The organism is Pedobacter mendelii (assembly GCF_014635725.1).
GTDB lineage: Bacteria > Bacteroidota > Bacteroidia > Sphingobacteriales > Sphingobacteriaceae > Pedobacter > Pedobacter mendelii.
This window is the reverse complement of record NZ_BMDJ01000010.1, coordinates 12,800-38,762: the sequence shown is the minus strand read 5'-3', so window position 1 is coordinate 38,762 and position 25,963 is coordinate 12,800. Positions and strand designations below refer to the sequence as shown.

Genomic DNA, 25,963 nt, shown 5'->3' with positions numbered 1-25,963 from the left:
TTTTAGTTCTTCTTTTTAAAAAAATTATTAAGCTTATCATTAATTGCATCTTTAACTTTTTCTGTAGCATCTGCTTTTACTGTATCTATTTTCGCCTGTACCCTGGTTTGCATCTCGGCCTTCTTATCTGCGATTGTACTATTAATTACATCTTTTACTAAAGTTTTGGTATCGCCTGCGCCATATTTTAAATTAATTGTTGGTTTTAAGAATGTTCCGGCTAATACTGCATTCACCTTTATAGTTTCACTTATTGAAACATTTGTACCTACTTTATTATTTAACTTCGCAATCATTGCATTAGCCGTTTCATTTGCTTTAGCACCAAGCATTGCACGTGGTAAATTCAAGCCTAAGTTATAATCCATAGTTTGATCTAAGCCGTTCGAACCCTGAACATTCATCACGATTCCATCCTTTTTTACATCAAAAGGCGAAACATTTAATCTTCCATCTTTAATTTTAAATTTAGTGATTACGTTATTTAGCTCTAATCTTTTGAATTTATCAGAGCCCAAAGAAGAAGCCAATCTATTTAAGGGTTCGAAACCATTTACTACCGCTTGTACAATATTTGTTAAACCTTCAGCATTAATGCTAGAATAAACAGGCATCATATGTTCATCCAAATCAGAATCGAATTTAAGGTTTGTGGAAAATTTTCCCTTCGTATATTTTGCTACAGGAGCAAGTAATTTAACCGTATTAAAGGAAGTAAAGGCTTTCTGAATATCCATTTTTTCGATATCAAAATTTACATCAACCTTCGGTTTTTTAAGATCTAAAGTTGTATAAGAACCATTCATTTTCAACGCCCCATCGAGCATATTCATACCCATATCTTTAAAAGTGATGGTTTTATTTTTTACTAGCAAAGCACCTTGCGCATTGGTAATATCATAAGTGTCGTACAAAACTCTGCCTGCTTTTGCCGTAACCGTAAAATCGATATTTCCTGGCACTTCAAAAATAGAAAGTTTTGTATCTGATTTAGATTTATTGGCAGCTTGATCAACTGTTGATTTCGAACCCATTAATTCATTAACATCAATCAAATTTGAAGACATATTAAAGTTGCCCCGTAAAGACTGATTTTTTTTGAAAAAATAGCTTAAATAATTGTTGAGTGATCCGCTTGCCGCAAAGTCACTTTTTCCAACTTTTGCAACTAAATTACTAAGCGTAATATTTTTCGGACTAAAAATCATTTTTGCGGTTGGTACACTCACTGGCATTGGAACATTTTTACCTGCGTAATTAAAATTACTCGCTAGCATTTGTCCTGATGCTTTAAAATCTTCATACTTGCCTTTATCAATCGAAGATTTTCTACCTACTGCCTGAACATCAGCGTCTAAAATCCCACTCAACGTCATATCTTTCATTGGAAAAATAGTTGTCAGTTGTTTTAAGTCAAGCTTTCCTTTTAAAGCCATATCTATGAACGGATCAGAAGTTGGATTCTTCAGTAATAGCCGGCCATCGACTGGAGCGTTTCCAAATTCAAGATGAAAAGCTGGCACATTTACAACGGTATGATCAATAATACCATCAGAATTAATTATCTGCGATTTAACCTGAATATTATTAATAGCTGAAGGCAGTGTACGATATTTGATCGTACCGTTTTCGATAGCTAAATTCACATTAAAAGCAGGTAATGATTTATCATTGTAGGTTCCCTTTGCCGTTCCATTTATAGCAAATTTACCCGTTGCTTGCATATCTTTAAAATTGTACGTATAAATTGCAGGTATAAGTGAGAGAAAATTTTTAAGTTCAGATTGTTTTGCATCAAACTTAAAATCCATTACCATATCTTTCGAATTTGGCATTGCCAGATATCCTACAGCCGATAAAATCAATTCGTTTAACTTAATCTTATTCTCTGCAAAAGTAAATTTCATGTTTTTCATATCAATATTGATAGGTAGATCTGCATCTAATTTTACCCTATTTAAATATGGAATTCCGCCATATTTAACGGTAAGTTTTTGTATATCCGATTGAGTTTTTAGTGTAAATAGATCTTGTGTAAAATCACCACTCCCTACATGATTTAAACTATCTAGTTCCATGAAAAAACCAAGTGATGCATCGTCGTAAACTATTTTACCATTTTCAATTTCATATTTTTGCAGTGCTACTTTAAAAGCAGTTTTTGATGTATCAGTTGTTTTAGATACAGAATCAGGCTTCATTATGTCCCAATTTGCTTTTCCACTTTTTAAAACATGAGCAAAAATACTTGGCTCATCTAATTTTATAGATTTGATTTCATAAGTATCTCCTTTAAAAACGCTCAATAAATTAACATTTAATTGAAATTGTTTAACATTTGCCAATGTATCTTTAGCAAAAAGATCCATCCCAATTATGGTTAAATTGTTGATTTTTATACCCAAGCTGGGGAATGAAGTGATTAAGCTTAAATCCATACCTTTAAAATCTACTTTTGCATTAACACTATTATTTATCGAAGATTTAATTTTAGACTCGATTTTCTTTTTGAAAAATATTGGAACGGCAGTTGCAGCAGCGATAAGGATAATAAATAGGGCAACGATAGTAAAGGCAATTTTCTTTAGCATGATTTAATCATTTAAAATTAAAATGTTTGGAACTATACGTAACGCAATAAACACACCAAAACTTGAGTAAAACCCACATTAATATTGCCTAAAGAAGTATTTTAACGTTTGCACAATACATTAAATATTAATTCGTTTTGCTTAAAAAAACATATTCAAAACATTTATTAACTCAAATTTTACTAAATCATATAAATTTCCGTAAATTTATCTGTTGAATAAGCCCTAATTCACGTTATAAAGCATTTATGAAAAAACTATTACTATATTCTTTTTCTTGTTTTGCACTTGCAACTATCCTTTCTTCGTGTGGAGGAAATAAGGGTGGTGCATCAAGTAAAACCGGGATTCCGTATGCTGATAAGAACAATAAAACTTACGGCAGTTTCGCTGTAGCCAGCAATTATAAGCGTGCACCTGGTCCAGGGTTAATTCCTATAGAGGGTGGTGTACTGGTTGTTGGTGGAAGCGCAATTGAAGTTCCAGGTGTTGAGCCAAATATTTACAACTATAAAAGACAAGTTACCGTTCCTTCATTTTATATGGATGAAACTGAAGTTTCTAATACAGATTGGTTAGAATATTTGCACTGGATTAGAACGAGCTACCCTGAAGATCGTGAATTTTATTACAATGAACTTCCTGATACTTTAGTTTGGCGCAGAGCTTTGTCATATAACGAACCTTATGTAGATAACTATCTACGTCACCCTGCTTACAGAGATTACCCTGTAGTTGGCGTGAGTTGGGAACAGGCTTCTCGTTTCTGCGAATGGAGAACTTCGCAGGCAAACGAATACATTTTACGCCAAAAAGGTATTTTAACGGATTACAAAACTTTAGCTAGTAATAATAAAGCAGGTGGTGGAAACACAACAACAGGAGCTACGACTGCAGCCAGACCAGATAAACCATTTAATACTGATGCATATTTAAACGGACAATACGACGATAAAGGTAAAAATGCACCTAAAGATTATAATGCAAAAGCAGGTGCATCTATCGGGGCCGCAGGCGGAAGAGGTGGAAACGCAGTTCCAACAAGAAATGCAACCTTAGAAGATGGTGTAATTATGCAACCTTATCGTTTACCAACAGAAGCAGAGTGGGAATATGCTGCCTTAGGTTTAATTGGTAATACTGAATACGAAAACATTAATCAAAATAAAATTTATCCATGGAATGGTTTAGGTGTTAGTTCAGCAAGTAAAAAAACCAGAGGTTTAATACAAGCCAATTTTAAAAGAGCACAAGGAGATTACATGGGTGTTGGCGGCTCATTAAATGATAAAGGTGATTTAACAGTACCGGTTATATCATACAATCCAAATGATTTTGGTTTATATAACATGGCTGGAAATGTTAATGAATGGGTAAATGATGTTTATCGTACAGGAACATTTACTGATGCGGAAGCTTTTAATCCATATCGCGGTAATCAGTTTCAGGATAAGCAACTTGCTGATGCTGCTAATGGCAAAATTGCATTAGATAAATATGGTAAACCGATTAAAGAAAATGCTTACTCTGGCAAGAAACTAACCTGGGCAGAAAAACAAGCTTTAGCTAAAAGATCAGATTCGATTTCAAAATCCCCTGATCCAAAAACTATGGTAACAACCTATCAAGCTGACGAAAGAGGTTATCGTGACAGACAGAATAAATTATTAAATGAAGAAGGTGTTTCTTTAGTTAACGATAAATCCAGAGTTTACAAAGGTGGCTCATGGAATGATATGCCATACTGGTTAAACCCGGCAACACGCAGATTTTTGCAACAAGACGATGCTTCAGCTGAAGTAGGTTTTCGTTGTGCCATGACCATGCTCGGTGCTCCGGAAATCAGTACTGCTGGTAAGAGAAATTTTAAACAGGCAAAAGCTAAACCTTTTAATCCAAAAAGATAAAAAACCAAAAAAATCCCGATGCAAATCGGGATTTTTTTTGAAAAGCTATTTATATTATTTGAATTGAATCAGTATCTGATTCTTTTCCACCTTTTCCCCTTTCTTTATCAGCACTTTTTTTACAATGCCATCAGTTGATGATTTTAGAATATTTTCCATTTTCATGGCTTCTAATACCAACAAATTATCACCTTTTTTTATTTCAAAACCTTCCTCAACCATTACGTTTAAAACCAAACCTGGCATTGGTGCTTTTATTTCAGCTACTTTATTTGCTGCTAAATTATCAAAGCCTAGTTGCTTTAATAATTGATCGAACTGATCTGCTACTGAAACCTGATAAATATTTCCATTAACTTTAATAAGACAAATCTTATCAGCTCTATTAAGTTCAACAATTTCTGTATTGAATGATTTATTTTCATAAATAACATTCGCTAAATTATTTCCTAAATCACTAATATCAATTTTTATTACCTCACCATTAATTAATATATCAGACCCTTTTTTATCAACATCAAATTGAAATTTATCATTAACTTTTACCTTATACATTTTTATTGAGTTAAAGCATACTGAACTAAATTAGCGCCCATTTTTAGCGCTTTTGTCCTCGTTTCCTGTGTATCTTCAGGATAAGTCCCGAAATCTTCCCATCCATTACCTAAATCGCATTCGAAAGTGTAATAACAAACTACTCTTCCTTTATAAATTAACGCAAAACCCTGTGGCCTTTTATTATCATGTTCATGAATTTTTGGTAACCCATTAGGGAATTTAAATTTCTGATTGTATAAAACGTGATTAGCAGGTAATTCTACAAATTCTAATTCAGGAAATACTTTTTTCATCTGTGGTCTGATAAATTTATCAAGCCCATAATTATCATCTATATGCAAAAAGCCACCTCCTGTTAAATACTGCCTCAAATTTTTAATTTCTTGGTCGTTAAAAACAACATTACCATGGCCTGTCATGTAAATAAATGGGTAATTAAATATTTCTTTACTGCCAGCTTCAACAATACTTTCTTCTGCGTAAAAATTAGTTTTAAGGTTTGCATTGCAAAATGCAATAAGATTTGGAAGTGCCGTTCTGTCCGCATACCAATCTCCACCACCACTATATTTTAGTTTTGCCATACGGTAAGAAGGAACAGAGCTGAAAGACAAAAGACCAAAGACTAAAGCCAAAAGACTAAAGCCTAATAGCACCCTTAATTTAGAAAACTGAATATTACGAATGGAAAATCTCAAAAGTTTAGCGATTAAGGTGATTAATTTCGAAACAAACAGATAATGCGGCGGTTTCGGTTCTCAATCTGTTATCACCTAAAGTTAGGGCTTTAAAGCCTTTATTCAAAGCAATATTAACTTCATCGGATGTAAAATCTCCTTCGGGACCAATTAAGATTAAGTATTTACCATTTGGTTTAACCAAATTTGATATGTAATCTTTTCCTTCATTATCATTACAATGTGCGATTAATTTATCTCCTTCGACAGGAATTTTCATAAATGCATCATAAGAAATTGCATCATTTAGTTTAGGATGATAAGCTTTTATTGATTGTTTAACAGCTGAGGTAATCACTTTATTTAGCCTATCTTCCTTTACAATTCTACGTTCTGATCTATCAGAAATAATGAGCGTAATCTCATCAATGCCAAGTTCAGTTGCTTTCTCTAAAAACCATTCGATGCGGTCGATATTTTTTGTAGGCGCAACAGCTATATGTAAATAGTGATTTCTTTTTTGGAATTCAGTTTCTACCTTTAAAATAGATAGACTTACTTTTTTAGGATTATCAGATGTGATTTGAGCCGTATAAAAACTGCCTTTACCATCTACAAGATTTACTAACGAACCAACAGGCAAACGCAAAACCCTTACGCAATGTTTACTTTCTTCTTCGTTAAGGGTGTAGGTATTTTGGGTTATGTCAGGAGTATAAAAAATATGCATTGTTGAAATTAGTGATTATCAACCATATCTGATTTATTAATAACCAATTCTAACTTAATTGTTTCGATATTTTGTTCTGTTTTTTTAAGAATGGTAAACAAATAACCATAAGACTCATTACTTTCTCCAACTTCAGGAATGCGCTCGAATACGTGAGAAACTAAACCACCAATCGTATCAAAATCCTCGTCTTCAGGCAAATCGTGAGGTAAATGCTCATTTACATCATAAACTGTTGCAAAGGCATTTACGATAAATTCGTTATCAGATATTTTTTCTACTAAAGGTTTCTCCTCATCGTATTCATCTTGAATCTCCCCAACAAGTTCCTCAACAATATCTTCAAGTGTTACCATACCAGCAGTACCGCCAAATTCATCCAAAACGATTGCAATCTGAATGCGATTGCTTTGCAATTCACTCATTAAATCGTTAATCTTTTTTGTTTCAGTAACGAAATATGGTTTACGAATGATATCGTTCAATGTCCAATGTTGATTACCAGCAGCAACTAAAGGCAGAATATCTTTTGCATGAATAATACCAACAATTTTATCCATGATTTCATCATATACAGGCAAGCGGGAATATCCTTCTTTAATAATTGTATCAATAACTTGTTCTTTTTGGGAAGTTAACTCTACACCAGAAATTTTGGTTCTTGGCACCATGATATTTTTAACAACTCTTTCATTAAAATCGAATACGTTTTTAATTAATTCGTGTTCATTATTATCCAAAGCACCACTTTCTTTTCCCTGATCTAACAAATATTGTAACTCCTCGCTACTATGCAAAGATTCGTGTCCTGCTGAGGTATCAATACCAAATGGTTTTAGAATAATGGCAGCCAAGTTATTTAATGTCCAAATAAATGGTTTAAAAACAACGTAAAATATTTGAAGTGGAATAGCTATAAACAGCGTTGTTGCAACAGGCCTTTGTATTGCAAATGATTTAGGTGCTAATTCACCAAAAACGATGTGCATAATGGTAATAACAGAAAAGGCTACCACGGTTGATGCCGAATGAATAAACGCATCGCTAAAGCCCCAATGTAAACTATCAAAAAGGTTTTTAAATATTGTATGCATAACGCCTTCACCTACCCAGCCCAAGCCAAGTGATGCAAGCGTTATACCAAGTTGTGTTGCGGCGAGGTATCCATCTAAATTATGGATAATACCTTTTGCCATTTTACCAACGCGACTGCCAGACTTTGCTTTAATTTCTATTTGAGATGCCCTGACTTTAACAATTGCAAACTCTGCAGCAACAAAAAATCCATTTAGTAAAACTAAAAATAATGCGAAGAATAGTCTCCATCCAACTGAAGCGGTATCAGGCTCCTGTAAAGCAACCAAAACTACATTTGTTGGCAGAATTGCACTTAGCTCTAAATTTAAAAACAAACAGACCGTGGGTAAATCCATTAAGCTAATTCTCTAAATGTTGTGTTATAAAGTTCTATGCTTTCTTTAATTACTTTATGTGCATAACGAACACCAAGTAAATGTTCGATGGTAACGTTTTTCTCTTCTAAGGCTTTATAATCTTGAAAGAAACGAACTATTTCTTTCATTTGGTGTGGTGGCAATTCATCTAAATCATTAATATAATTTACTGACATGTCGTGAGCAGCAACAGCAATAATTTTATCATCCTGTTCGCCATTATCCACCATGTGCATTACACCTACAACTTTAGCTTCAATTAATGTCATTGGGAAAACATCAACTGAACAAAGTACTAAAATATCTAATGGATCTTTATCATCGCAATAGGTTTGTGGGATAAAGCCATAATTTGCAGGATACATCACTGATGAAAAAAGAACCCTGTCCAACTTAATTAAACCCGATTCTTTATCTATTTCATATTTGGCTTTTGAGCCTTTTGGAATTTCAATGATTGCATTTACAACTTCCGGAACGTTTTTACCCGGAGATACACTATGCCATGCGTGGTGATCGTCTTTTGCCATTTTTAATTTAAATCTGTCTTTTCCTCTTCAGAACTATTAACTTTACTTTTCACAAAGGTAATCAATAAAGGGATAGTTGTTATAATGATGAAGCCAATAATAATATATAATAAGTAATTGTTTATTTCTTCTTTAAATTTTATTCCTAAAAAATACCCCAATAAGGTTAATGAACATGCCCATAAAATACCTCCAACGATGTTGTAAAATGCGAACTTTTTAAAATCCAACCTAACAACCCCAGCAAAAATCGGTGCAAAAGTTCTAACTATAGGAACAAACCTACCCATGATAAGCGCAAAAGCGCCTTGTTTATTATAATAAGCCTCTGCAGACTTCAAATATTTTTTCTTAAAAAAGAAACTGTCTTTGCGATGGTATAATGTTGGCCCAGCTTTGTGTCCAAACCAATAGCCAATAAAATTACCCAATATTGCAGCGATACTTAAGGATATAATCAGAGTAATTATGTTAACATCAAGTTGTTTATTAGCAACAAACATGCCTGCCAGGAATAATAAATAATCACCAGGAAGAAAAAAGCCGAAAGCTAAACCTGTTTCTGCAAAAATTACAAACACAACAAGATAAAAGCCACCTTCTCTCAATAAAGTTTTGGGGTCAATTAAATGCTGTAGGCTATTCCAGAAATCCTGCATATTTCGATTATTCGTAAAACTACAAATAATTTTTAAAGAAAAATGAGTGGGCGTTATTATTATAGGCAAAGATTATAATTTGAAACTTTTTAAGTAGATATAAAACACCATTTCATCATCCTGATTCTAAATTTATCTACCTTAATTAGGGTGTTATGATAATTATATAATAATTAAACTAGGTTTTAATAGTGATAACAAATTTATAGTGTATACCTGTAATGACGATTCATTTTTTACACAATACTTAAAAATTAGTTATTGAAAAAAAAATTGTACAAAGTATGTACAGACAACACTAATAAGAAACTCTTAGAATATTTTTATTCACACTAAAGAAAAATCAATAACTACACTTCAAAAAATTTCTGATATTGAAATAAAATTAAAAGACAGTTCTTATTTCATCAGAATTCACAAATCTTTTATAATATCTATAAAACACATAGAAAAACTTAAATCAGATTTTATCTATCTCAAAAATGGAACACAATTATCTATAGGCGTTAGCTATAGAGTGCATATTAATGAATATTTAAACTTGATATAGTTCTTATATCAGGTTTAAAATAATAGCAGGATAAATACCTAAAATTAACGTAATCGCTACCGACACCAATAATACTACTTTATATTGAGCCGGTGTAGAAAGTTCGATTTCTGCTCCATCTTTAAACCACATGGCCACTATAACCTTGAAATAATAGTAGAAACCTATTAATGCATTTAAGATTGCAAAAGCAACTAATATCATATGATAATCGCCCATTACATTTAGGAACATTAAATACTTACCGATGAAGCCTGCGGTTAGTGGAATACCTGCTAATGATAACATGGCAATAGTTAACGATATAGCTATTAAAGGATTTTTCTTTCCTAAGCCATTAAAACTTTCAAAGCTATCGCTACCTGTTTTTTGTTTAACCAAAATTAAAACTGCGAATGCAATAATTGAAGCAAAAGTATAAGCCGCAGCGTAAACCAAGACGTTGTTTTCAGAGTTTTTAGTTAAAACGATTAAAGAGAATAACATGTAACCTGCATGAGAGATACTCGAATAAGCTAACATGCGCTTAAAGTTTTTCTGGAACAAGGCTGTAACGTTTCCTATGAATAGGGTTAAGCAAACAATAACCATTAAAGGAACAGCATAAAAATCATGAAGTGGTGCAAAAGCGCCAGCAAATAATCTTAAAAATGCAGCAAAACCAGCAGTTTTAACCACGGTACTCATGAAGGTCGTAATCAATGTTGGCGAACCCTCATAAACATCTGGAGTCCAGAAATGGAAAGGTGCGGCACCAACCTTAAAGCATAAGCCTATCATCATCAATATTACACCCGGATAGAAGATTGGCGAGATTGATTTGCTATCGATTAAATAATCTTGAATTTTATCTAAATCGAATGAACCTGTCGCACCATAAATTAAAGTGATACCGAACAACAAGAAACCTGTTGAAAAGGCTCCCATCAGGAAATACTTCAATGAGGCCTCATTTGATGCAAAATCCCTTTTACGAATACCCGCAAGAATATATAAACTTACCGACATAATTTCTAACCCTACAAATAACATCGCCATGTTTTTATACGATACCATCATGATCATCCCAGCAAGGGCAAAAAGAATTAAGGTATAGTATTCGGCTATGTTATCACTTTTTGCGTGGAAATAGTTTTGGGTTAATAAGAAAATCAATAATGTTCCAATGATGCAAACACCTGAAAATGCCAAAGCAAAATTATCAGTTTGCATCATTCCGAAATGAACAGCATTGCCATTCCACGCAGCAAGAGTAAATCCTAACGCAGTAAGTAAGCCAACAACGGTAAGCGGTAATAGTGCTTTATTTGCTTTAAACAAACCTGCATAAAGCACAATAAAAGCTGTTATACTAATGGTTATTATAATATTCATTGCTTATTTTACTGATGTTAATTTTTGATTTATCTGTTCTAATAAATGTTGTACAGATGCCTCTGTTAAATGCAATAATGGTTTTGGATAAACACCTAAAATGATAATTAATGCACAAATGATATAAAGAACCAATTTTTCAGTTCCCTTAATGTCGGTGAAAGTAATGGTTAACTCGTTTGTCTTGCCAAGCATTACGTTCTGATACATACGCAACATATAAACTGCTCCGAAAATGATGGTTAATCCGGCGATTGCTGCTGCCCAGATGCCGTAATTATAAACACCCATCAATAATAAAAATTCACCAATGAAACCATTCGTTCCTGGTAAAGCTACAGTTCCTAAAACGATGATAAGGAATGAAATCGCCAGCTGAGGTGCAACTTTAGCAATACCGCCTAGTTCTTCAATTTTGTAGGTTTTCAATCGAGAGAAGATAATATCTAAAACGAAAAATAAACCTACAACATTAATACCGTGACTTAACATCTGAATCATTGCCCCTTGCATACCTTGTTGATTCAATGCGAAAATACCAGCAGAGATTAATCCTACGTGAGCAATAGAAGAGTAAGCAACCAAACGTTTCGCATCTTTTTGAGTGAAAGCAATTAGTGATGCGTAAACGATACCTATTATTGAAAGTATCATCGCTAAACAAGACCAATCCTGAACACCTGTTGGCACAATCGGCAATAACCATCTGATAACACCATAAATACCCATTTTCAACATGATACCTGACAACAACATCGTTCCTTGAGTTGGCGCAGCTGTATAGGTATCAGGCTGCCACGTATGGAAAGGGAAGATCGGCATCTTAATTGCAAAGGCAATAAAGAAAGCCCAGAAAATCCATCCTTGTTGTGCGCTATCTAAGTTTAAAGCATAAAACGCTTGAATATCGAAATTTTGAGCAGGGTTTTGTAGGTACAAATAAATTATCCCCATCAACATAAACAAAGAACCTGCAATCGTGTAAACGAAAAACTTCATGTTGATGCGAACTCTATCTTTTCCACCCCAGAATGCACAGATGAAATAAATTGGTATTAATGCAGCCTCCCATCCAATGTAGAATAAGAAAGCATCCATTGCCGTAAATACCAATAATAAGCCTGCTTGCATGAATAAAATTAATGCATAAAAAGCAGCAGGATTTTTATAATCGTGTCTGTAACTCGAAAGAATAATAATTGGCACCAATAAGTTAGTAAGCAATACTACCAACATGCTAATACCATCAATGCCTGCATGAAAGCGAATGCCTAAATCTGGAATCCATGGTAAATTTGCCTCGAATTGTGTACTTGAATTTGGTATAAAATTACAAGCGATAAACAGAGCCAGCCCTAAGGAAACAACCGAAACTACGGTTGAAACTATTTTAGCAGTCTTACCCGAAAATGCTGTAATTAGAGCACCAACAAGCGGAAGAAATATAAGTAGTAAAAGTTGTTCCATTATTTATTTTTGAACCCTTTTTATATGTAATAAAATGTATAAGCAAGCAATGCGATGATACCAAATACCATCATAAATATATAGAAACCAACGTTTCCACTTTGTAATAAACGAACACCTTTACTGGCCTCATTTGTACTCCATCCTAATCCGTTCACAATTCCATCGATGAATTTTGTATCGATAATTCTGTAGAAAAATCTTGAAAAAGCATCCAAAGGTTTTGTGATGATAAAATCGTAAATCTCATCCAAGTAAAATTTATTGTACGATAATTTCGCAAGCACCGAACGTGGCGCTTCATCAGCAACTGGAACGCGAGCGCCTTTTACGTATCTGGTATAAGCGTAAAACAAAGCGATTATTGCCACTAAAACCGATACGGCCATTAAGGTAAATTCTGTTGAATGACTTAAATCTAATTCATGTTGCGCAACTACGGGTGATAACCAATGTGCCAACCACTCGTTTCCACCGAAAACGTGAGGGATGTTAATTGCTCCACCAATCGCAGCTAAAATTGCCAAAATGATTAATGGAACGGTCATCGCTTTTGGCGACTCATGAACGTGACTTTCTGCGTGATGTGTTCCTCTGTATTTTCCAGAGAAAGTAAGGAACATCATTCTGAACATATAGAAAGAAGTTAAGAATGCTGTTAGCACGCCAACTCCCCAAAGAATTGGGCTGTATTGGTAAGCATTTGCTAAAATTTCATCTTTCGAGAAGAAACCTGAAAATGGTGGTAAACCTGCAATTGCAATCGTACCAATCATCATGGTTAAGAAAGTAATCGGAAGTTTCTTCCTCAATCCACCCATGTGGCGCATATCTTGTTCGTGGTGCATGGCATGAATAACCGAACCTGCACCCAGAAATAATAATGCTTTAAAAAATGCGTGGGTTAATACATGGAAGAATGAACCAGTATAAGCACCAACGCCTAAGCCTAAAAACATATATCCTAATTGAGATACAGTTGAATAAGCCAGTACTTTTTTGATATCTGTTTGTGTTAATGCGATAATTGCTGCTACTAATGCTGTGGCAATACCTACGATGGCAATGATATGCTGTGTAAGTGGAGCAAGGTCAAATAATACACTCGACCGGGCAATCATATAAATACCCGCCGTTACCATTGTTGCTGCGTGAATTAAAGCAGAAACCGGTGTTGGTCCGGCCATAGCATCAGGTAGCCATGTAAATAATGGCAACTGTGCTGACTTACCGCAAGCGCCAATAAATAATAAAATCGTAATTAAAACTAATGTATTGTTTCCTGGCAACATGTTTGCAGCCTGAGGAAAGATTTTAGAAAATTCAACGCTTCCGAAGAAATTAAACATTAAGAAAACACCTAGCAAAAAGCCTAAATCGCCAATACGGTTCATTACAAAAGCTTTCTTGGCTGCCGATGCGTAAGCAGTGTTTGTATACCAGAAACCGATTAGTAGGTAAGAGCATAAACCTACGCCCTCCCATCCGATAAACATAACGATGTAGTTTGAACCCAATACCAATAATAGCATGAAGAAAACAAACAAGTTTAGATAAGAGAAAAACTTACCTAATCCCTCATCATCGTGCATATAGCTGGTAGAATATAAATGGATTAAAAAACCTATTCCTGTGATAATCAAAAGCATGATTGAACTCAGCGGGTCAACCAAAAATGATAGAGGAATATGTAAGGTTCCTGCGCTGATCCAATCGAATAAAAATACTTCGTGAGATTTTTGTGTATCGCCTTGTAAACTAAAGAAAATAACTATGCTGATGATGAAGGAAGCTAAGATTACGCCACTCCCAATGATACCAACAAGTCCTTTAGATAAAGAGTTTCTGCCCAGTCCGTTAATTACAAATCCTAAAAAAGGGAGTAATGGAACTAACCAAATCAATTGTTCTATTGTCATTCTTAATATATATTTACCACTTAAGGCGATTTAAAACATTAATATCTATCGATTTCGTATTTCTATAAACCATTACAATAATCGCCAAACCAACTGCAACTTCTGCAGCTGCGAGCGCCATAATAAAGAACACGAAAACCTGTCCGGACGGGTCATTGCTGTGAACTGAAAAAGCTGTTAAAAGCAAGTTTACGGCATTCAACATTAACTCAACCGACATAAAAATCACGATTGCATTTCTGCGGGTTAGCACGCCAATTACACCTATTGTGAAAATAATAGCACATAAATAGATATAGTGGTTTAATGGAACGCCTGCCATTTGTGTAGTTAAATTTTCCATTATGCCTCTACCTCATCTCTTTTAGATAATAAAACTGCTCCAACCATTGCTGCCAACAGTAATAGAGATGATAATTCAAACGGTAATAAGAATGGCCCGAAAAGCTCTTTACCCAAATTTTCTACCAATCCTAATCCTTGGTTTTTTAAAATTAAAGGACTATTAATGCTGGCTGCTTTAAAAGAACCAACTAAGGTTACTATTAAACAACATCCTGCAACTACGCCTACGATTTTAATCAATGGAGATTTTGATGGCTCGGTTTCCTTATTCAGGTTGAGTAACATCAGTACGAATAAGAATAATACCATAATGGCACCCATGTAAACGATAAAGTTTACAACGGCCAAAAATTGAGCATTCAACAGTACGTAATGTACCGTAAATGTGAAAAAGGTAAGGATTAAGTAAAGTACGCTATGGATTGGATTTTTTGCAAAAATCACCATAAGCGAAAAGATGATACTTAATGTGGCTACGAAATAGAATACCTGTGTACTCATTAATTTATTATTTTAAAACTCCTCGTCATTGCGAGGTACGAAGCAATCTTATTAGTTTAACGTCTATCGCATTAGGATTGCTTCGTTCCTCGCAATGACGGCAAAATTAAATTATTTTTTCATCTCCAATGGAGCCTCTACCAATTTATCTTTTCCGTATATGAAATCCTTACGTAAATAATCAGCTGGCACAATTGGTCCATCTAAGTAAATTGCCTCTTTAGGACAAGCTTCTTCACATAATCCACAGAAAATGCAACGCAACATGTTGATTTCATAAGTTGCGGCATATTTTTCTTCACGGTATAAATCTTTCTCTTCAGGCTTGCGTTCTGCAGCAATCATAGTAATTGCTTCGGCAGGGCAAGATAATGCACATAAACCGCAAGCTGTACAACGCTCTTTTCCGTTCTCATCACGTTTCAGAGAGTGCATACCTCTAAAGTTTGCAGAGAATTCACGCTCTACTTCTGGATATCTTATTGTAGCCTCTTTTTTGAATAAGTGGCTGATGGTAATGCCCATACCTTTCGCAATTGCAGGTAAGTACATTCGTTCCATAAAGCTCAAAGGCTTTTGCTCCAGTACTTTTTTCTTGTTACTTAATGATTCCATAACCCCAAATCCCCAAAAGGGCTTTTAAATGCATGTGTAAATCTATGTATAAACCTTAATGGTTTTTAAACTTTGTTTTTCCGCTTTGCCCTACCCCTTTAGGAAGTTGGAGGCTAGAACTTCTCAATAATCGCAATCACAACTCCAGTTATAATAATATTGGCAATAGCCAAAGGTATCAAACCTTTCCAACCCAAATTCATCAATTGGTCATAACGGAAACGAGGGATTGTCCAACGTACCCACATGAAGAAAAATATAAAGAAGAATATTTTAGCGAATAAAATAGCTGTTCCGAATAGTGGTGCCCAGGTTGGCCCCAACAAAGTTGCCATGTAATCCATTCCCGGATAGTTGTAACCACCGAAATATAATGTTGCCATTACTGCCGATGAAACAAACATATTAATGTATTCAGAGAAAAGGTAAAAACCTAGTTTCATCGAAGAATACTCTGTGTGATAACCACCAATTAACTCTGTTTCACATTCAGGTAAATCGAATGGCGCACGATTGGTTTCGGCGAAAGAACAAACCATAAAGATTAAAAATCCTAACGGCTGATATAGAACATTCCAATGCCAGCCATGTTGCTGCTCAACAATAGTTTTTAAGCTTAAAGTATTCGTCATTAAAAGCAAAGCGATAATTGATAACCCCATTGCTATCTCATAACTGATATTTTGTGATGCAGCACGAATGGCACTCAATAATGAATATTTGTTATTGGATGCCCAACCACCAATCATTACTCCATAAACACCCAATGATACTACTCCGAAAATATATAAAACACCTACGTTAATATCAGAAACTTGCAAAGGGACAACTTTACCACCAATTAACATCGGGCTTCCCCATGGAATTACTGCTGTACCTATACAAGCACAAAGTAATGCCAAACCCGGACCAGCGATGAATAACCATTTGTTTGATGTTGTAGGAATAATTTCCTCTTTCATAAACATCTTTAATCCATCGGCTAAAGGCTGCAAAATACCAAAAGGACCAGCTCTATCCGGCCCCAAACGGTCTTGAAGATAAGCCGCAACCTTACGCTCAGCATAAGTAGAATACATGGCAATTACCAAGCTGATACCGAAGATTACCGCTACCAGAATAAATTTTTCTATGATAAAACCTGTATCCATTAGTATTTAACTGTTTTATGTAGTTCAATTTCATTTGCAGCTTGCAAAGCCAAATTTGGCTGAATTACATGCAAAGGTTTTAATGTTTCGTAGTGGTTTGATGCTATTACAGAAGTATCATCAATGTGTGTAGGATGTTCGATTGTCCAATCTGAGGTCGCTTTTTTATCAAAACGACAAGTATTACAGATGAATTCTTCTACTTCACCAAATTGATCTTTACGAGCCGTAACACGTAAAACGTCTTCTCCTTTATACCAAAGTGTTACCTTACCGTTGCATTTTTCATGATCGCAATTGCGATGTGCATCAACTGGTTTGGTAAACCAAACACGGTTTTTAAAACGGAAAGTTTTGTCTGTTAAAGCACCTACAGGACAAACATCGATTACATTTCCAGAGAAATCATTATCAACAGCTTGTTGGATATAAGTAGAAATTTCTGAGTGGTCGCCACGATTTAAAATACCATGAACCCGTTTATTTGTAATTTGGTCAGCAGTAAAAACACAACGATAACACAGAATGCAACGATTCATGTGCAACTGGATTTTATCACCAATATCAATACGGTCAAAAGTACGACGCTCAAACTCATAACGAGTTTTTTGCAAACCGTGCTCGTAACCTAAATTTTGCAAATCACATTCACCTGCCTGGTCGCAAACAGGGCAATCTAACGGATGGTTAATCAATAAAATCTCTACCACACCTGCACGTGCCTCTAAAACTTCTGGAGAAGTAATATTTAACACTTCCATACCATCCATTACTGTTGTACGGCAAGATGCAACCAATTTTGGCATTGGCCGAGGGTCTTTTTCCGAACCTTTTGTTACCTTAACAATACAGGTACGGCATTTACCACCACTGCCCTCTAACTTAGAATAATAGCACATCGCTGGCGGAACAATATCACCTCCAATCTGCCTCGCAGCATTTAGGATAGTGGTTCCGTTATCAACCTCTAATGTTATCCCGTCTATCGTAACCTTAACTTTTTCACTCATGGTTAATGATAATCTTTATTTTTTTATTTCTCCTCGGTCTTTGTCCCCACAGACCGAAAAGTTTTATCTAATGGTCTGTGAGGACACAGACCATGGCTAATTATTTTTCTTCCGTTACCGGCGCTTTTTCAATCGGAGCCGCATAATTTGCGATGCCATAGTTTTGCGTCTGGCTTTTAATTGGTTCTTTAATGTGCCACTCAAATTCATCTCTGAAATGACGAATTGCACTCGCCACCGGCCAAGCTGCTGCATCACCTAATGGACAAATCGTATTTCCCTCTATTTTGCGTTGAATATCCCAGAGCAAATCTACATCTTCCATTTTACCATGGCCATGCTCGATTTTGTGCAATACCTTTTCCATCCATCCCGTACCTTCACGGCATGGCGAGCATTGTCCGCAACTTTCGTGATGATAAAAACGAGAAAAATTCCAAGTATTTCTAACAATACACTGGTCTTCATCAAAAGCGATAAAACCTCCCGAACCCAACATGGTTCCAGTAGCAAATCCACCTTCTGATAACGACTCGTAGCTCATTAAGCGAGGCTCGCCATTAGCTAACTTCAAAGTTAAATTTGCCGGCAAAACCGGAACTGATGAACCACCAGCAACTGTAGCTTTCAATTTTTTACCATTAGCAATACCACCGCAATACTCGTCAGAATATATGAATTCTTCAACTGGTAAACCTAATTCTATTTCATAAACACCTGGTTTAACTAAGTTACCAGATGCTGATATTAATTTTGTACCCGTACTTCTACCGATACCAATTTTTGCATATTCTTCACCACCATCGTTGATAATTGGAACAACTGCAGCAATTGACTCTACGTTATTTACAACTGTAGGGCAACCATATAAACCTGCAATGGCCGGGAATGGTGGCTTAATTCTTGGATTGCCTCTTTTACCTTCAAGTGATTCTAACAATGCGGTTTCTTCTCCACAAATGTAAGCTCCACCGCCTGGCTGAACATATAATTCTAAATCGTATCCTGTTCCTAGTATATTTTTACCCAACCATCCGGCAGCTTTTGCTTCGGCAATTGCTTTTTCCAAGATGCGAATTTGAGGCATCATTTCTCCGCGAACGTAGATGTAGGAAACCTTTGCGCCCAAGGCAAAACTAGCAACAATCATCCCCTCAATTAAAGCATGAGGAATGTGAGTCATTAAATAGCGGTCTTTGAACGTTCCCGGTTCAGATTCATCAGCGTTGCATACCAAATAACGTGCAACACCTTCTGGTTTTGCCAAAAAACTCCATTTCATCCCTGTTGGGAAACCCGCACCACCACGACCGCGTAAGCCCGATTTTTTCACTTCTTCAACAATCTCTTCAGGTGTTAAAGTTTTAAGGGCTTTTTCCACAGCACGATACCCTCCTTTTTGGCGATAGACCTCAAGTGTATTGATGCCTGGTACGTTAATATGCTCAAGTAATAGTTTGCGACTCATTTTATCTACCCCTAAATCCCCTAAAAGGGCTTTTCTCCCTCGTTTTTAAACTCCCCCTTCAGGGAGCCGGGGTTATTTATTTTTTAAATCTTCAATCAATTTATCTACACTAGCCACAGTAAGGTTTTCGTAGAAAGTGTATTCCGGACTAATTTGTAATACCGGACCGAAACCACAGGCTGCTAAACATTCAACTCCTCTAAAGCTGAATAAACCATCGTCAGTAACTTCACCTTCTTTTACCCCCAATTTATGTTCTAAGTGGTCTAATATTTTTTCAGCACCAACTAAGCAGCATGGGCCTGTGCGACAAACTTCCAAAGCATATTTACCTTGGGGTTTTAAAAAGTACATGCTATAAAAGGTAGCTACTTCGTAAACTTCAATAGGCTGGATTTTTAAATATTCAGCAACTTTATCCATTGCGGAAGTACTTACCCAAAGAAATTCTGCCTGCACCAAGTGTAATAGCGGCAGCAAAGCTGATTTACTCTTATCTTCCGGATAGCGCGTTATCACATCATCAAACTTGGCTAACAATTCTGATGAAAACACTACAGGTTTTTGTTCTTCTATTTTAAGCATCTAATTCTCCTGCAATAATATTCATACTACTCATGTTTATAATGGCATCAGATAATAACATACCCTCACTCATTGATGCAAACATTTGGTAATTTACAAAACTTGGTCTGCGGAAGTGCAAGCGATAAGGTGTACGCCCTCCATCATTTATTAAATAAAAACCCAATTCACCATTTCCACCTTCTACAGCATGATAAACTTCAGCTTTTGGAGCATCAATTTCACCCATCACAATTTTAAAGTGATAGATTAGTGCTTCCATATTATTATAAACTTCTTGTTTTGGTGGAAGATAAAATTCAGGAACGTCTGCATGAAAAATACCTTTAGGTTCTGATTTTATTTTTTCTAAAGCCTGTTCGATAATGCGAACACTTTGCCACATTTCTTCATTACGCACCAAATACCTATCATAGATATCGCCACTTGTACCAACCGGAACTTCAAAATCGAAATCTTGATAAGAAGAGTATGGATCGCTCACACGAACATCATAATCTACTCCGGTCGCACGTAATAGCGGGCCGGTCCAACTATATTCCAAAGCAGTTTCTTTAGTTACTTCTGCAACACCTGCTGTTCTGTCTATAAAAATACGATTACGGCTCAAAAGGTTTTCAAACTCTCTTAAAGCCACAGGGAATTCTTTTAAAAATTTATTAATTTTTGCGAAAGCGATTTCGTTAAAATCTCTTTCAAAACCACCAATACGACCAATATTTGTTGTTAAACGAGCGCCACAAACTTCTTCAAAGATTTCGTAAATATGCTCGCGGAACTGGAAAAGGTAAAGAAAAGTCGTTGTTGCTCCAGTATCCTGACCTATAATTGTATTACAGATAATATGATCTGAAATGCGTGAAAGCTCCATGATAATTACCCGAAGATAATCTACACGTTTTGGTAATTTAATATTCAATAACTTCTCAACCGTCATATGCCAGCCCATGTTATTAATGGGCGAAGAACAATAGTTTAAACGATCGGTAAGTGGTGTAATTTGATAGAATGGGCGATGCTCGGCAATCTTTTCGAAAGCACGGTGGATATACCCAATTGTAGAAACGCCGCTTACAATCCGCTCGCCATCTAATTGCAAAACGTTTTGAAAAACGCCGTGTGTTGCAGGGTGGGTTGGACCTAAATTTAAGGTTACCAGCTCACTTTGCGGGTCGTTATCTATAAATACCGGATGGTTATGATTCATATGTTACCTTCCAAAAAATTCGTCTTTTTTATCTACTCTATTTGGGTCTTCCAAAGGATACTGTTTCAACATCGGATGAACACCTAAATCATCCATATTTAAAATACGGCGTAAATCAGGATGGTCTTCAAATTTAACCCCAAAAAAATCGTACGTTTCTCGCTCCATCCAATTTGCTCCTTTCCAAACCGTTGTTGCAGTTGGAATAGTTGGATTTTGCTCAGAAGTGAAAACCTTAATTCTAATTCTAATTTTCTCTACCATATTATGTAGATGATAAACAACGGCAATACCATGATCTTTTTCAGGATAATGAACCGCAGTAATATCAGTAAGGAAATTAAATTTCAATTCTTCTTTAAGATATGAAAGCACATTGATGATAACATCTTTATAAGTTACAAAAGTTAATAAACCATAAGGCTCAGAAACTGCAGTCACCTTTTCGCCAAACTTCTCAGTCAGCTTAACGTGGATGTTGTTATTTAGTGTCGTTTCTTCCATTATTTAATACCATATTGACCTAAAAGTTCTTTATAATAATCAGAGTTTCTTCTTCTTCCTGATTCATTTCTAACTAAATCCTGAATACGTTGAAAACCGTCTAAAATAGCTTCTGGCCTTGGTGGACAACCCGGAACGTAAACATCCACAGGAATAACTTCATCAATACCTTGTAAAACAGAATAAGTATCGAATATACCCCCACTACTTGCACAAGCACCAACAGCCATTACCCATCGTGGTTCTGCCATTTGGATATAAACTTGTTTCAACACAGGTGCCATTTTCTTAGCAATAGTACCCATAACCATTAAAACATCTGCCTGGCGAGGAGAAAAACTCAAACGCTCTGCACCAAAACGACCCAAATCGTAGTGAGAACCCATGGTTGCCATAAACTCAATTCCACAACAAGAAGTTGCAAAAGGCAATGGCCATAATGAATTCGAACGAGCCAAACCAATCACTTTGTCCATCGAAGTGGCAAAGAAACCTGATCCTTCAATTCCAGGAGGCGCATCAACTATATTAATTTCACTCATGTCTATAAACAAAAAATGCTCATTCCTTTGCAGAATGAGCAACAAATTTACAATATTTTAAAGGCAAATTAAGTAGTATAACTTGATTTAGAACCTTTCTAAATAAATTGAAAGTTCTGGAGTAAGTGTAGTTGATACACTTCAATTTTCAGTACACAGTTTTCGGTTTTCAATAGCCTATAAATTATCAATTGAAAACTGGTAACCGCCAGCTGATTAGTTCCAGTCTAAAACTTTCTTCTTAATTACATAAACAAAACCTAATAATAATGTTCCCATGAAGATAAACATCTCTATCATCCCATCCATTTTTAAAGCTCTAAAATTTACTGCCCAAGGGTACATGAAGATTACCTCAATATCAAAAAGCACGAATAATATAGCTACCACAAAATATTTAATGGAGAAAGGTTGACGAGCATTACCAATAGACTTAACACCTGCCTCAAAAGTTTCTAGTTTATCGCTTGTTTTCCGTTTTGGCCCCAAAAAGTGTGTTGCAACTAATGTAGTTACAACAAAACCTAATGCAACAATTACTTGAAATATAATTGGTAAAAAATCTATTGATGTACTTTGCGCTTGCATAATCTTTATTTTTCTGATGCAAAAGTAAAAGAAAAAGGCAGAGTAAACAAACTCTGCCTTTTCTAAATTATTTAACTGTTGTAATTATTTACCTTTTCCTTTTGGAGCCGGTGCTGCTAATTCTTTCAATTTAGCCGCTGCAAACGTTCCGGTTGGATATACAGCTACACTTTTGTCGAAATATTCTTTTGCTTTTGCTTTGTCAGTATTGAAATAGTAACCGCCAAGGTTATCATAAGCTTCAGATAATTTCTTTGCATTAGCTGTAACCAATTCTGGTTTCTCAGTTACTTTTTGAACAAAAGTTTCAAAGAATGGAACTGCTAATCCCTTAGGAGCTTTTTCATCATCTAATAGATTATTAATACGTGCTCTGTATAAATAAGCATCAGTGGTTTCAGGTGCAAGTTGTGCAACTTTCGCAATAGAAGAATCAGCTTTTACAAGAAGATCTTTTGATGGGTTTTTCTTTGCAGAATACTGAGATGCATATTCAAAGTAATAAGCTAACCCGTCATAGAAATAACTATATAAAACACCTTTAGAATTAGGTCCTGCAGCAATTACTTTATCATAAATTTGAGCAGCTTTAGCATATTTTTTAGCATCGAAGAATGTCTTAGCAACTTCAGCTAACGCATCGGTATTTGCGGAGTCCTTTTGAACGGCTTTAGTAATATTTATCAAAGCTAAGCTATCCTGACCAGCTTTTAATTGAGCTTTACCTAAATAAAGATAATCAAAACCTAAAAGCTGCGTAGTATCTTTCTGTTTTGCAAAATATTCAGTCATATTCGTTAATGCCTGCGGATAGTTTTTATTTTCGTAAGCAGACCATCCTTTTAAACGAGAAACAATAGGTGCTTTTTGATTATTTGCAGGAACCTGAATTGAAGACGCAACTTGTTCTAATGCCGGGAAATCCTTCGCATAGAATAAGAATTGCATGTAACGCAACTGGGATTCTAATGATTTATCAGTTAAATCAAGGTATTTCTTGTAAAACTCAACACCTTTAGCTGCTTTCTCTTTATCTGTACCAAAACTACTCCACTGTAAATATAATTCACCTAGTTCACGGTAAGCAGGGCCGTAATTAGCGTCTGCTGCAATTACTTCTTGAAGTTCCTTCTCACCTTCGGCAAATGCACGAGATTCTTTATACATTTTACCTACCTGAGTTTTTGCTCTTCTATTAGTTGGGTCGATACTTCCAACTGTAAAGTATGGTGTTAAAGCTTCAGAGTTTTTCTTTTGTAACGCATAAGCATCACCTATTGCAATAAACACTTCAGCATCTTTATCCTTTGAATCTAATTCATCAGCTTTAGTAAGATTTGCAATTGCATTTGCGAAATCAGGTTTAGAAGTAACATCACCTGGTTTATCTTGGGCTAAATACGCTTTACCAATTGATAAATAAGTTTTATAATCTTTAGGAGCCACGGATAGCGCTTTATCAAAATTAGTTTTAGCAGATGATGGGTTATTAGATAGTAAGTCTGCTTCGCCCAATCCGGCATAATTTGATGCGTTTTTAGCATCAGCTGCTACGCCCTTATTAAAAACTACTCTTGCCGAATCAATATATCCGGTTTTTAAATAAACCAGTCCTAGGTTATAAAAATTATCACCATTAGATGCCTGGGATGTTGTTAGTGATTTAAGCATTGATGATGCTTTTTGGTATTGTTCAGCATCAATTGCTTTTTTCGCATCGCTTAAACTTTGAGCAAAAACTGCAGAACCCATCAACACCAAACCTACATTTAAGGTTATTGCTTTCTTTGAAATTTTCATAGTTCTTTAATATGTTTTTTTAATGGTTGTAAAGTTTACATAAGCCATGTAACCTTCATCTGATATTCTATTTATTAATTTTTGATTGCTTTTAACAATCATGGTTCTATTTATTGCCTTTCGTTATATTTAATGTTCTTGGCATAAGCTTATGTGGCGCTAAGGCTGATTTAAGCACAATTAACTGCCCCCTCTGACTTCGTAACCATACAGCAAACCCCGTGCCTAAACCATCTCTACCTTCACAATCAATTATATTTATGTTTCTCAAAAACGGATAATCGCCATTAATTAAGTTTATTTGAGTTGGTTGGTAGTATTTGTCGGCTCCAGGTTTCCCTTTGGAATTTTTTACGCCTAATGTTTTTATTTTATCTTGATACTTCAAAAATTCAGGATTTCTGTCAGAAACCCAGTTAACGCCTAAAATACCAATAAAATTTTTATCTTCCGCAATTAGCTTAATCACCTCATTACTTGAGTTTTTTGAATAAACACCACTAGCAGGAAACTGGCTTATATTGGCCAGTTGCATGAAATATTGAAATGTGCTGGAATAAGCGTTATCAAATATTAATTTTCTTCCCGAACCCTTACCCTGTAATATATCAACAACATCTTTAACGTTAATTGTACTGTCAATATTGTTTTTATTTGTAATTAATGCTATCCCATCAACTGCAAACCTGGATGTATTGATTTTAATACTTCTTTGGTTATAGTATTTTTCTTCCGCTTTTGTTAGCATCCTTGGCAAAACAATTACCCTTGCCGTATCGTTTAAAAAAGCTGGTAATAGCTTTAATTCAGGCTTAAAAATTGTAATAAATGTTGCCTGTGGATAATCCATTTTAAATACATCGATTTCTTGCTGAACAATTGGCCCAACACTTTCATCAACAAGTATTTTTAAGCTTCCACTTGTACGGGTTTCTTCAACTTTAACTTTTTTCTCTTTACGATTGCAAGAAAAAAGGGTTAGTACAACAAATAATAAAAGAATGTTTCTCATTAATAACTAGTCTCGCCTTCCAAGGCTTAATAATCTTACAAAAGCATAAATTATTAAAAATATTCCAATACCTATTTTATACGGCCTTCCGATGTTTAAAGGTAAATTTGCCCAGAAAATACATGCCAAGCCGATACCTAAGTAAAACACAAACATGATAAGCCCTAAAATGAGCAAAAACCGCTGTTTAGGCGATTTTTGCTTAAAAATATCAAAATT

At 35.3% G+C, this 25,963-nt stretch carries 25 protein-coding genes; 2 read left to right on the top strand and 23 right to left on the bottom strand.

Translation table 11 applies throughout. The features are described from left to right. Positions 1-2: 2 nt before the first annotated feature. Entirely contained in the window at positions 3-2,591 is a 2,589-nt protein-coding gene (locus IEV50_RS15650; RefSeq protein ID WP_188416097.1) for an AsmA-like C-terminal region-containing protein, read from the bottom strand. A 248-nt stretch (positions 2,592-2,839) separates the two neighbouring features. On the opposite strand from IEV50_RS15650, the gene IEV50_RS15645 reads away from it, so the two are divergent. Then, positions 2,840-4,498: an SUMF1/EgtB/PvdO family nonheme iron enzyme gene (locus tag IEV50_RS15645; RefSeq protein ID WP_188416095.1), complete on the top strand. Its 1,659-nt coding sequence runs from the start codon at positions 2,840-2,842 to the stop codon at positions 4,496-4,498. A gap of 54 nt (positions 4,499-4,552) precedes the next feature. On the opposite strand, the gene IEV50_RS15640 is transcribed toward IEV50_RS15645, so the two are convergent. The 6 genes from IEV50_RS15640 to IEV50_RS15615 form a co-directional block, all read right to left on the bottom strand. Further along, positions 4,553-5,053, bottom strand: a complete 501-nt coding sequence (locus IEV50_RS15640; protein ID WP_188416086.1) for an acyl-CoA carboxylase biotin carboxyl carrier protein subunit — start codon at positions 5,051-5,053, stop codon at positions 4,553-4,555. A 2-nt stretch (positions 5,054-5,055) separates the two neighbouring features. Further along, the gene (locus IEV50_RS15635) at positions 5,056-5,640 is read right to left on the bottom strand and encodes a DUF4159 domain-containing protein (RefSeq protein WP_188416408.1); all 585 of its coding nucleotides are present in this window, start codon (positions 5,638-5,640) and stop codon (positions 5,056-5,058) included. A gap of 118 nt (positions 5,641-5,758) precedes the next feature. Next, positions 5,759-6,463 (bottom strand): 16S rRNA (uracil(1498)-N(3))-methyltransferase, encoded by a 705-nt coding sequence (locus IEV50_RS15630; RefSeq protein ID WP_188416085.1) that lies wholly within the window; start codon positions 6,461-6,463, stop codon positions 5,759-5,761. A gap of 8 nt (positions 6,464-6,471) precedes the next feature. Beyond that, entirely contained in the window at positions 6,472-7,896 is a 1,425-nt protein-coding gene (locus IEV50_RS15625; RefSeq protein ID WP_229746763.1) for a hemolysin family protein, read from the bottom strand. After that, a complete protein-coding gene (locus IEV50_RS15620; RefSeq protein WP_123203820.1) occupies positions 7,896-8,447 on the bottom strand; it encodes an inorganic diphosphatase in 552 nt (183 codons plus the stop codon). The genes IEV50_RS15625 and IEV50_RS15620 overlap by 1 nt, the downstream gene beginning before the upstream one ends. 2 nt (positions 8,448-8,449) lie before the next feature. Beyond that, positions 8,450-9,106, bottom strand: coding sequence for a DedA family protein (locus IEV50_RS15615; RefSeq protein WP_188416083.1), 657 nt, complete (start codon positions 9,104-9,106; stop codon positions 8,450-8,452). 319 nt (positions 9,107-9,425) lie between these two features. Between IEV50_RS15615 and IEV50_RS19950 the strand changes: the two genes are divergently transcribed. Next, positions 9,426-9,656 carry a LytTR family transcriptional regulator DNA-binding domain-containing protein gene (locus IEV50_RS19950; protein WP_188416404.1) on the top strand — a complete coding sequence of 77 codons (231 nt, stop codon included), beginning with the start codon at positions 9,426-9,428 and terminating at the stop codon, positions 9,654-9,656. Positions 9,657-9,659: 3 nt separating this feature from the next. On the opposite strand, the gene IEV50_RS15605 is transcribed toward IEV50_RS19950, so the two are convergent. From IEV50_RS15605 to IEV50_RS15530, 16 genes are all read right to left on the bottom strand, one after another. Further along, complete coding sequence (locus IEV50_RS15605) at positions 9,660-11,030, bottom strand: NADH-quinone oxidoreductase subunit N (RefSeq protein WP_188416081.1); 1,371 nt, start codon at positions 11,028-11,030, stop codon at positions 9,660-9,662. A gap of 3 nt (positions 11,031-11,033) precedes the next feature. Further along, positions 11,034-12,497 carry a complex I subunit 4 family protein gene (locus tag IEV50_RS15600; protein WP_188416079.1) on the bottom strand — a complete coding sequence of 488 codons (1,464 nt, stop codon included), beginning with the start codon at positions 12,495-12,497 and terminating at the stop codon, positions 11,034-11,036. 20 nt (positions 12,498-12,517) lie between these two features. Next, complete coding sequence (gene nuoL, locus IEV50_RS15595; RefSeq protein WP_371870274.1) at positions 12,518-14,416, bottom strand: NADH-quinone oxidoreductase subunit L; 1,899 nt, start codon at positions 14,414-14,416, stop codon at positions 12,518-12,520. 13 nt (positions 14,417-14,429) lie between these two features. Then, entirely contained in the window at positions 14,430-14,759 is a 330-nt protein-coding gene (gene nuoK, locus IEV50_RS15590; RefSeq protein WP_010601897.1) for an NADH-quinone oxidoreductase subunit NuoK, read from the bottom strand. Then, on the bottom strand, positions 14,759-15,262 hold the full coding sequence (locus IEV50_RS15585; RefSeq protein ID WP_188416077.1) for an NADH-quinone oxidoreductase subunit J family protein: 504 nt from the start codon (positions 15,260-15,262) through the stop codon (positions 14,759-14,761). Before IEV50_RS15585 ends, nuoK begins: the two co-directional genes overlap by 1 nt. 111 nt (positions 15,263-15,373) lie before the next feature. Further along, complete coding sequence (locus IEV50_RS15580; RefSeq protein WP_188416075.1) at positions 15,374-15,877, bottom strand: NuoI/complex I 23 kDa subunit family protein; 504 nt, start codon at positions 15,875-15,877, stop codon at positions 15,374-15,376. A 113-nt stretch (positions 15,878-15,990) separates the two neighbouring features. Further along, positions 15,991-17,028 (bottom strand): NADH-quinone oxidoreductase subunit NuoH, encoded by a 1,038-nt coding sequence (gene nuoH / locus IEV50_RS15575; protein ID WP_188416073.1) that lies wholly within the window; start codon positions 17,026-17,028, stop codon positions 15,991-15,993. Further along, positions 17,028-18,038, bottom strand: coding sequence for an NADH-quinone oxidoreductase subunit G (locus IEV50_RS15570; protein WP_188416072.1), 1,011 nt, complete (start codon positions 18,036-18,038; stop codon positions 17,028-17,030). Before IEV50_RS15570 ends, nuoH begins: the two co-directional genes overlap by 1 nt. 100 nt (positions 18,039-18,138) lie before the next feature. Further along, entirely contained in the window at positions 18,139-19,506 is a 1,368-nt protein-coding gene (nuoF, locus tag IEV50_RS15565; RefSeq protein ID WP_188416070.1) for an NADH-quinone oxidoreductase subunit NuoF, read from the bottom strand. 72 nt (positions 19,507-19,578) lie between these two features. Further along, positions 19,579-20,091, bottom strand: a complete 513-nt coding sequence (locus IEV50_RS15560) for an NADH-quinone oxidoreductase subunit NuoE family protein (RefSeq protein ID WP_188416068.1) — start codon at positions 20,089-20,091, stop codon at positions 19,579-19,581. Beyond that, positions 20,084-21,298 (bottom strand): NADH-quinone oxidoreductase subunit D, encoded by a 1,215-nt coding sequence (locus tag IEV50_RS15555; RefSeq protein ID WP_188416066.1) that lies wholly within the window; start codon positions 21,296-21,298, stop codon positions 20,084-20,086. Before IEV50_RS15555 ends, IEV50_RS15560 begins: the two co-directional genes overlap by 8 nt. A 3-nt stretch (positions 21,299-21,301) precedes the next feature. Next, positions 21,302-21,802: an NADH-quinone oxidoreductase subunit C gene (locus IEV50_RS15550; protein WP_188416064.1), complete on the bottom strand. Its 501-nt coding sequence runs from the start codon at positions 21,800-21,802 to the stop codon at positions 21,302-21,304. Then, positions 21,802-22,344: an NADH-quinone oxidoreductase subunit B gene (locus IEV50_RS15545; protein WP_029282020.1), complete on the bottom strand. Its 543-nt coding sequence runs from the start codon at positions 22,342-22,344 to the stop codon at positions 21,802-21,804. Before IEV50_RS15545 ends, IEV50_RS15550 begins: the two co-directional genes overlap by 1 nt. A 216-nt stretch (positions 22,345-22,560) precedes the next feature. Next, positions 22,561-22,932, bottom strand: coding sequence for an NADH-quinone oxidoreductase subunit A (locus IEV50_RS15540; RefSeq protein ID WP_188416062.1), 372 nt, complete (start codon positions 22,930-22,932; stop codon positions 22,561-22,563). A gap of 84 nt (positions 22,933-23,016) precedes the next feature. After that, positions 23,017-24,732 (bottom strand): tetratricopeptide repeat protein, encoded by a 1,716-nt coding sequence (locus tag IEV50_RS15535; RefSeq protein WP_188416060.1) that lies wholly within the window; start codon positions 24,730-24,732, stop codon positions 23,017-23,019. A 106-nt stretch (positions 24,733-24,838) separates the two neighbouring features. Beyond that, complete coding sequence (locus IEV50_RS15530; protein ID WP_188416058.1) at positions 24,839-25,744, bottom strand: PstS family phosphate ABC transporter substrate-binding protein; 906 nt, start codon at positions 25,742-25,744, stop codon at positions 24,839-24,841. Between the last annotated feature and the right edge of the window lie 219 nt (positions 25,745-25,963).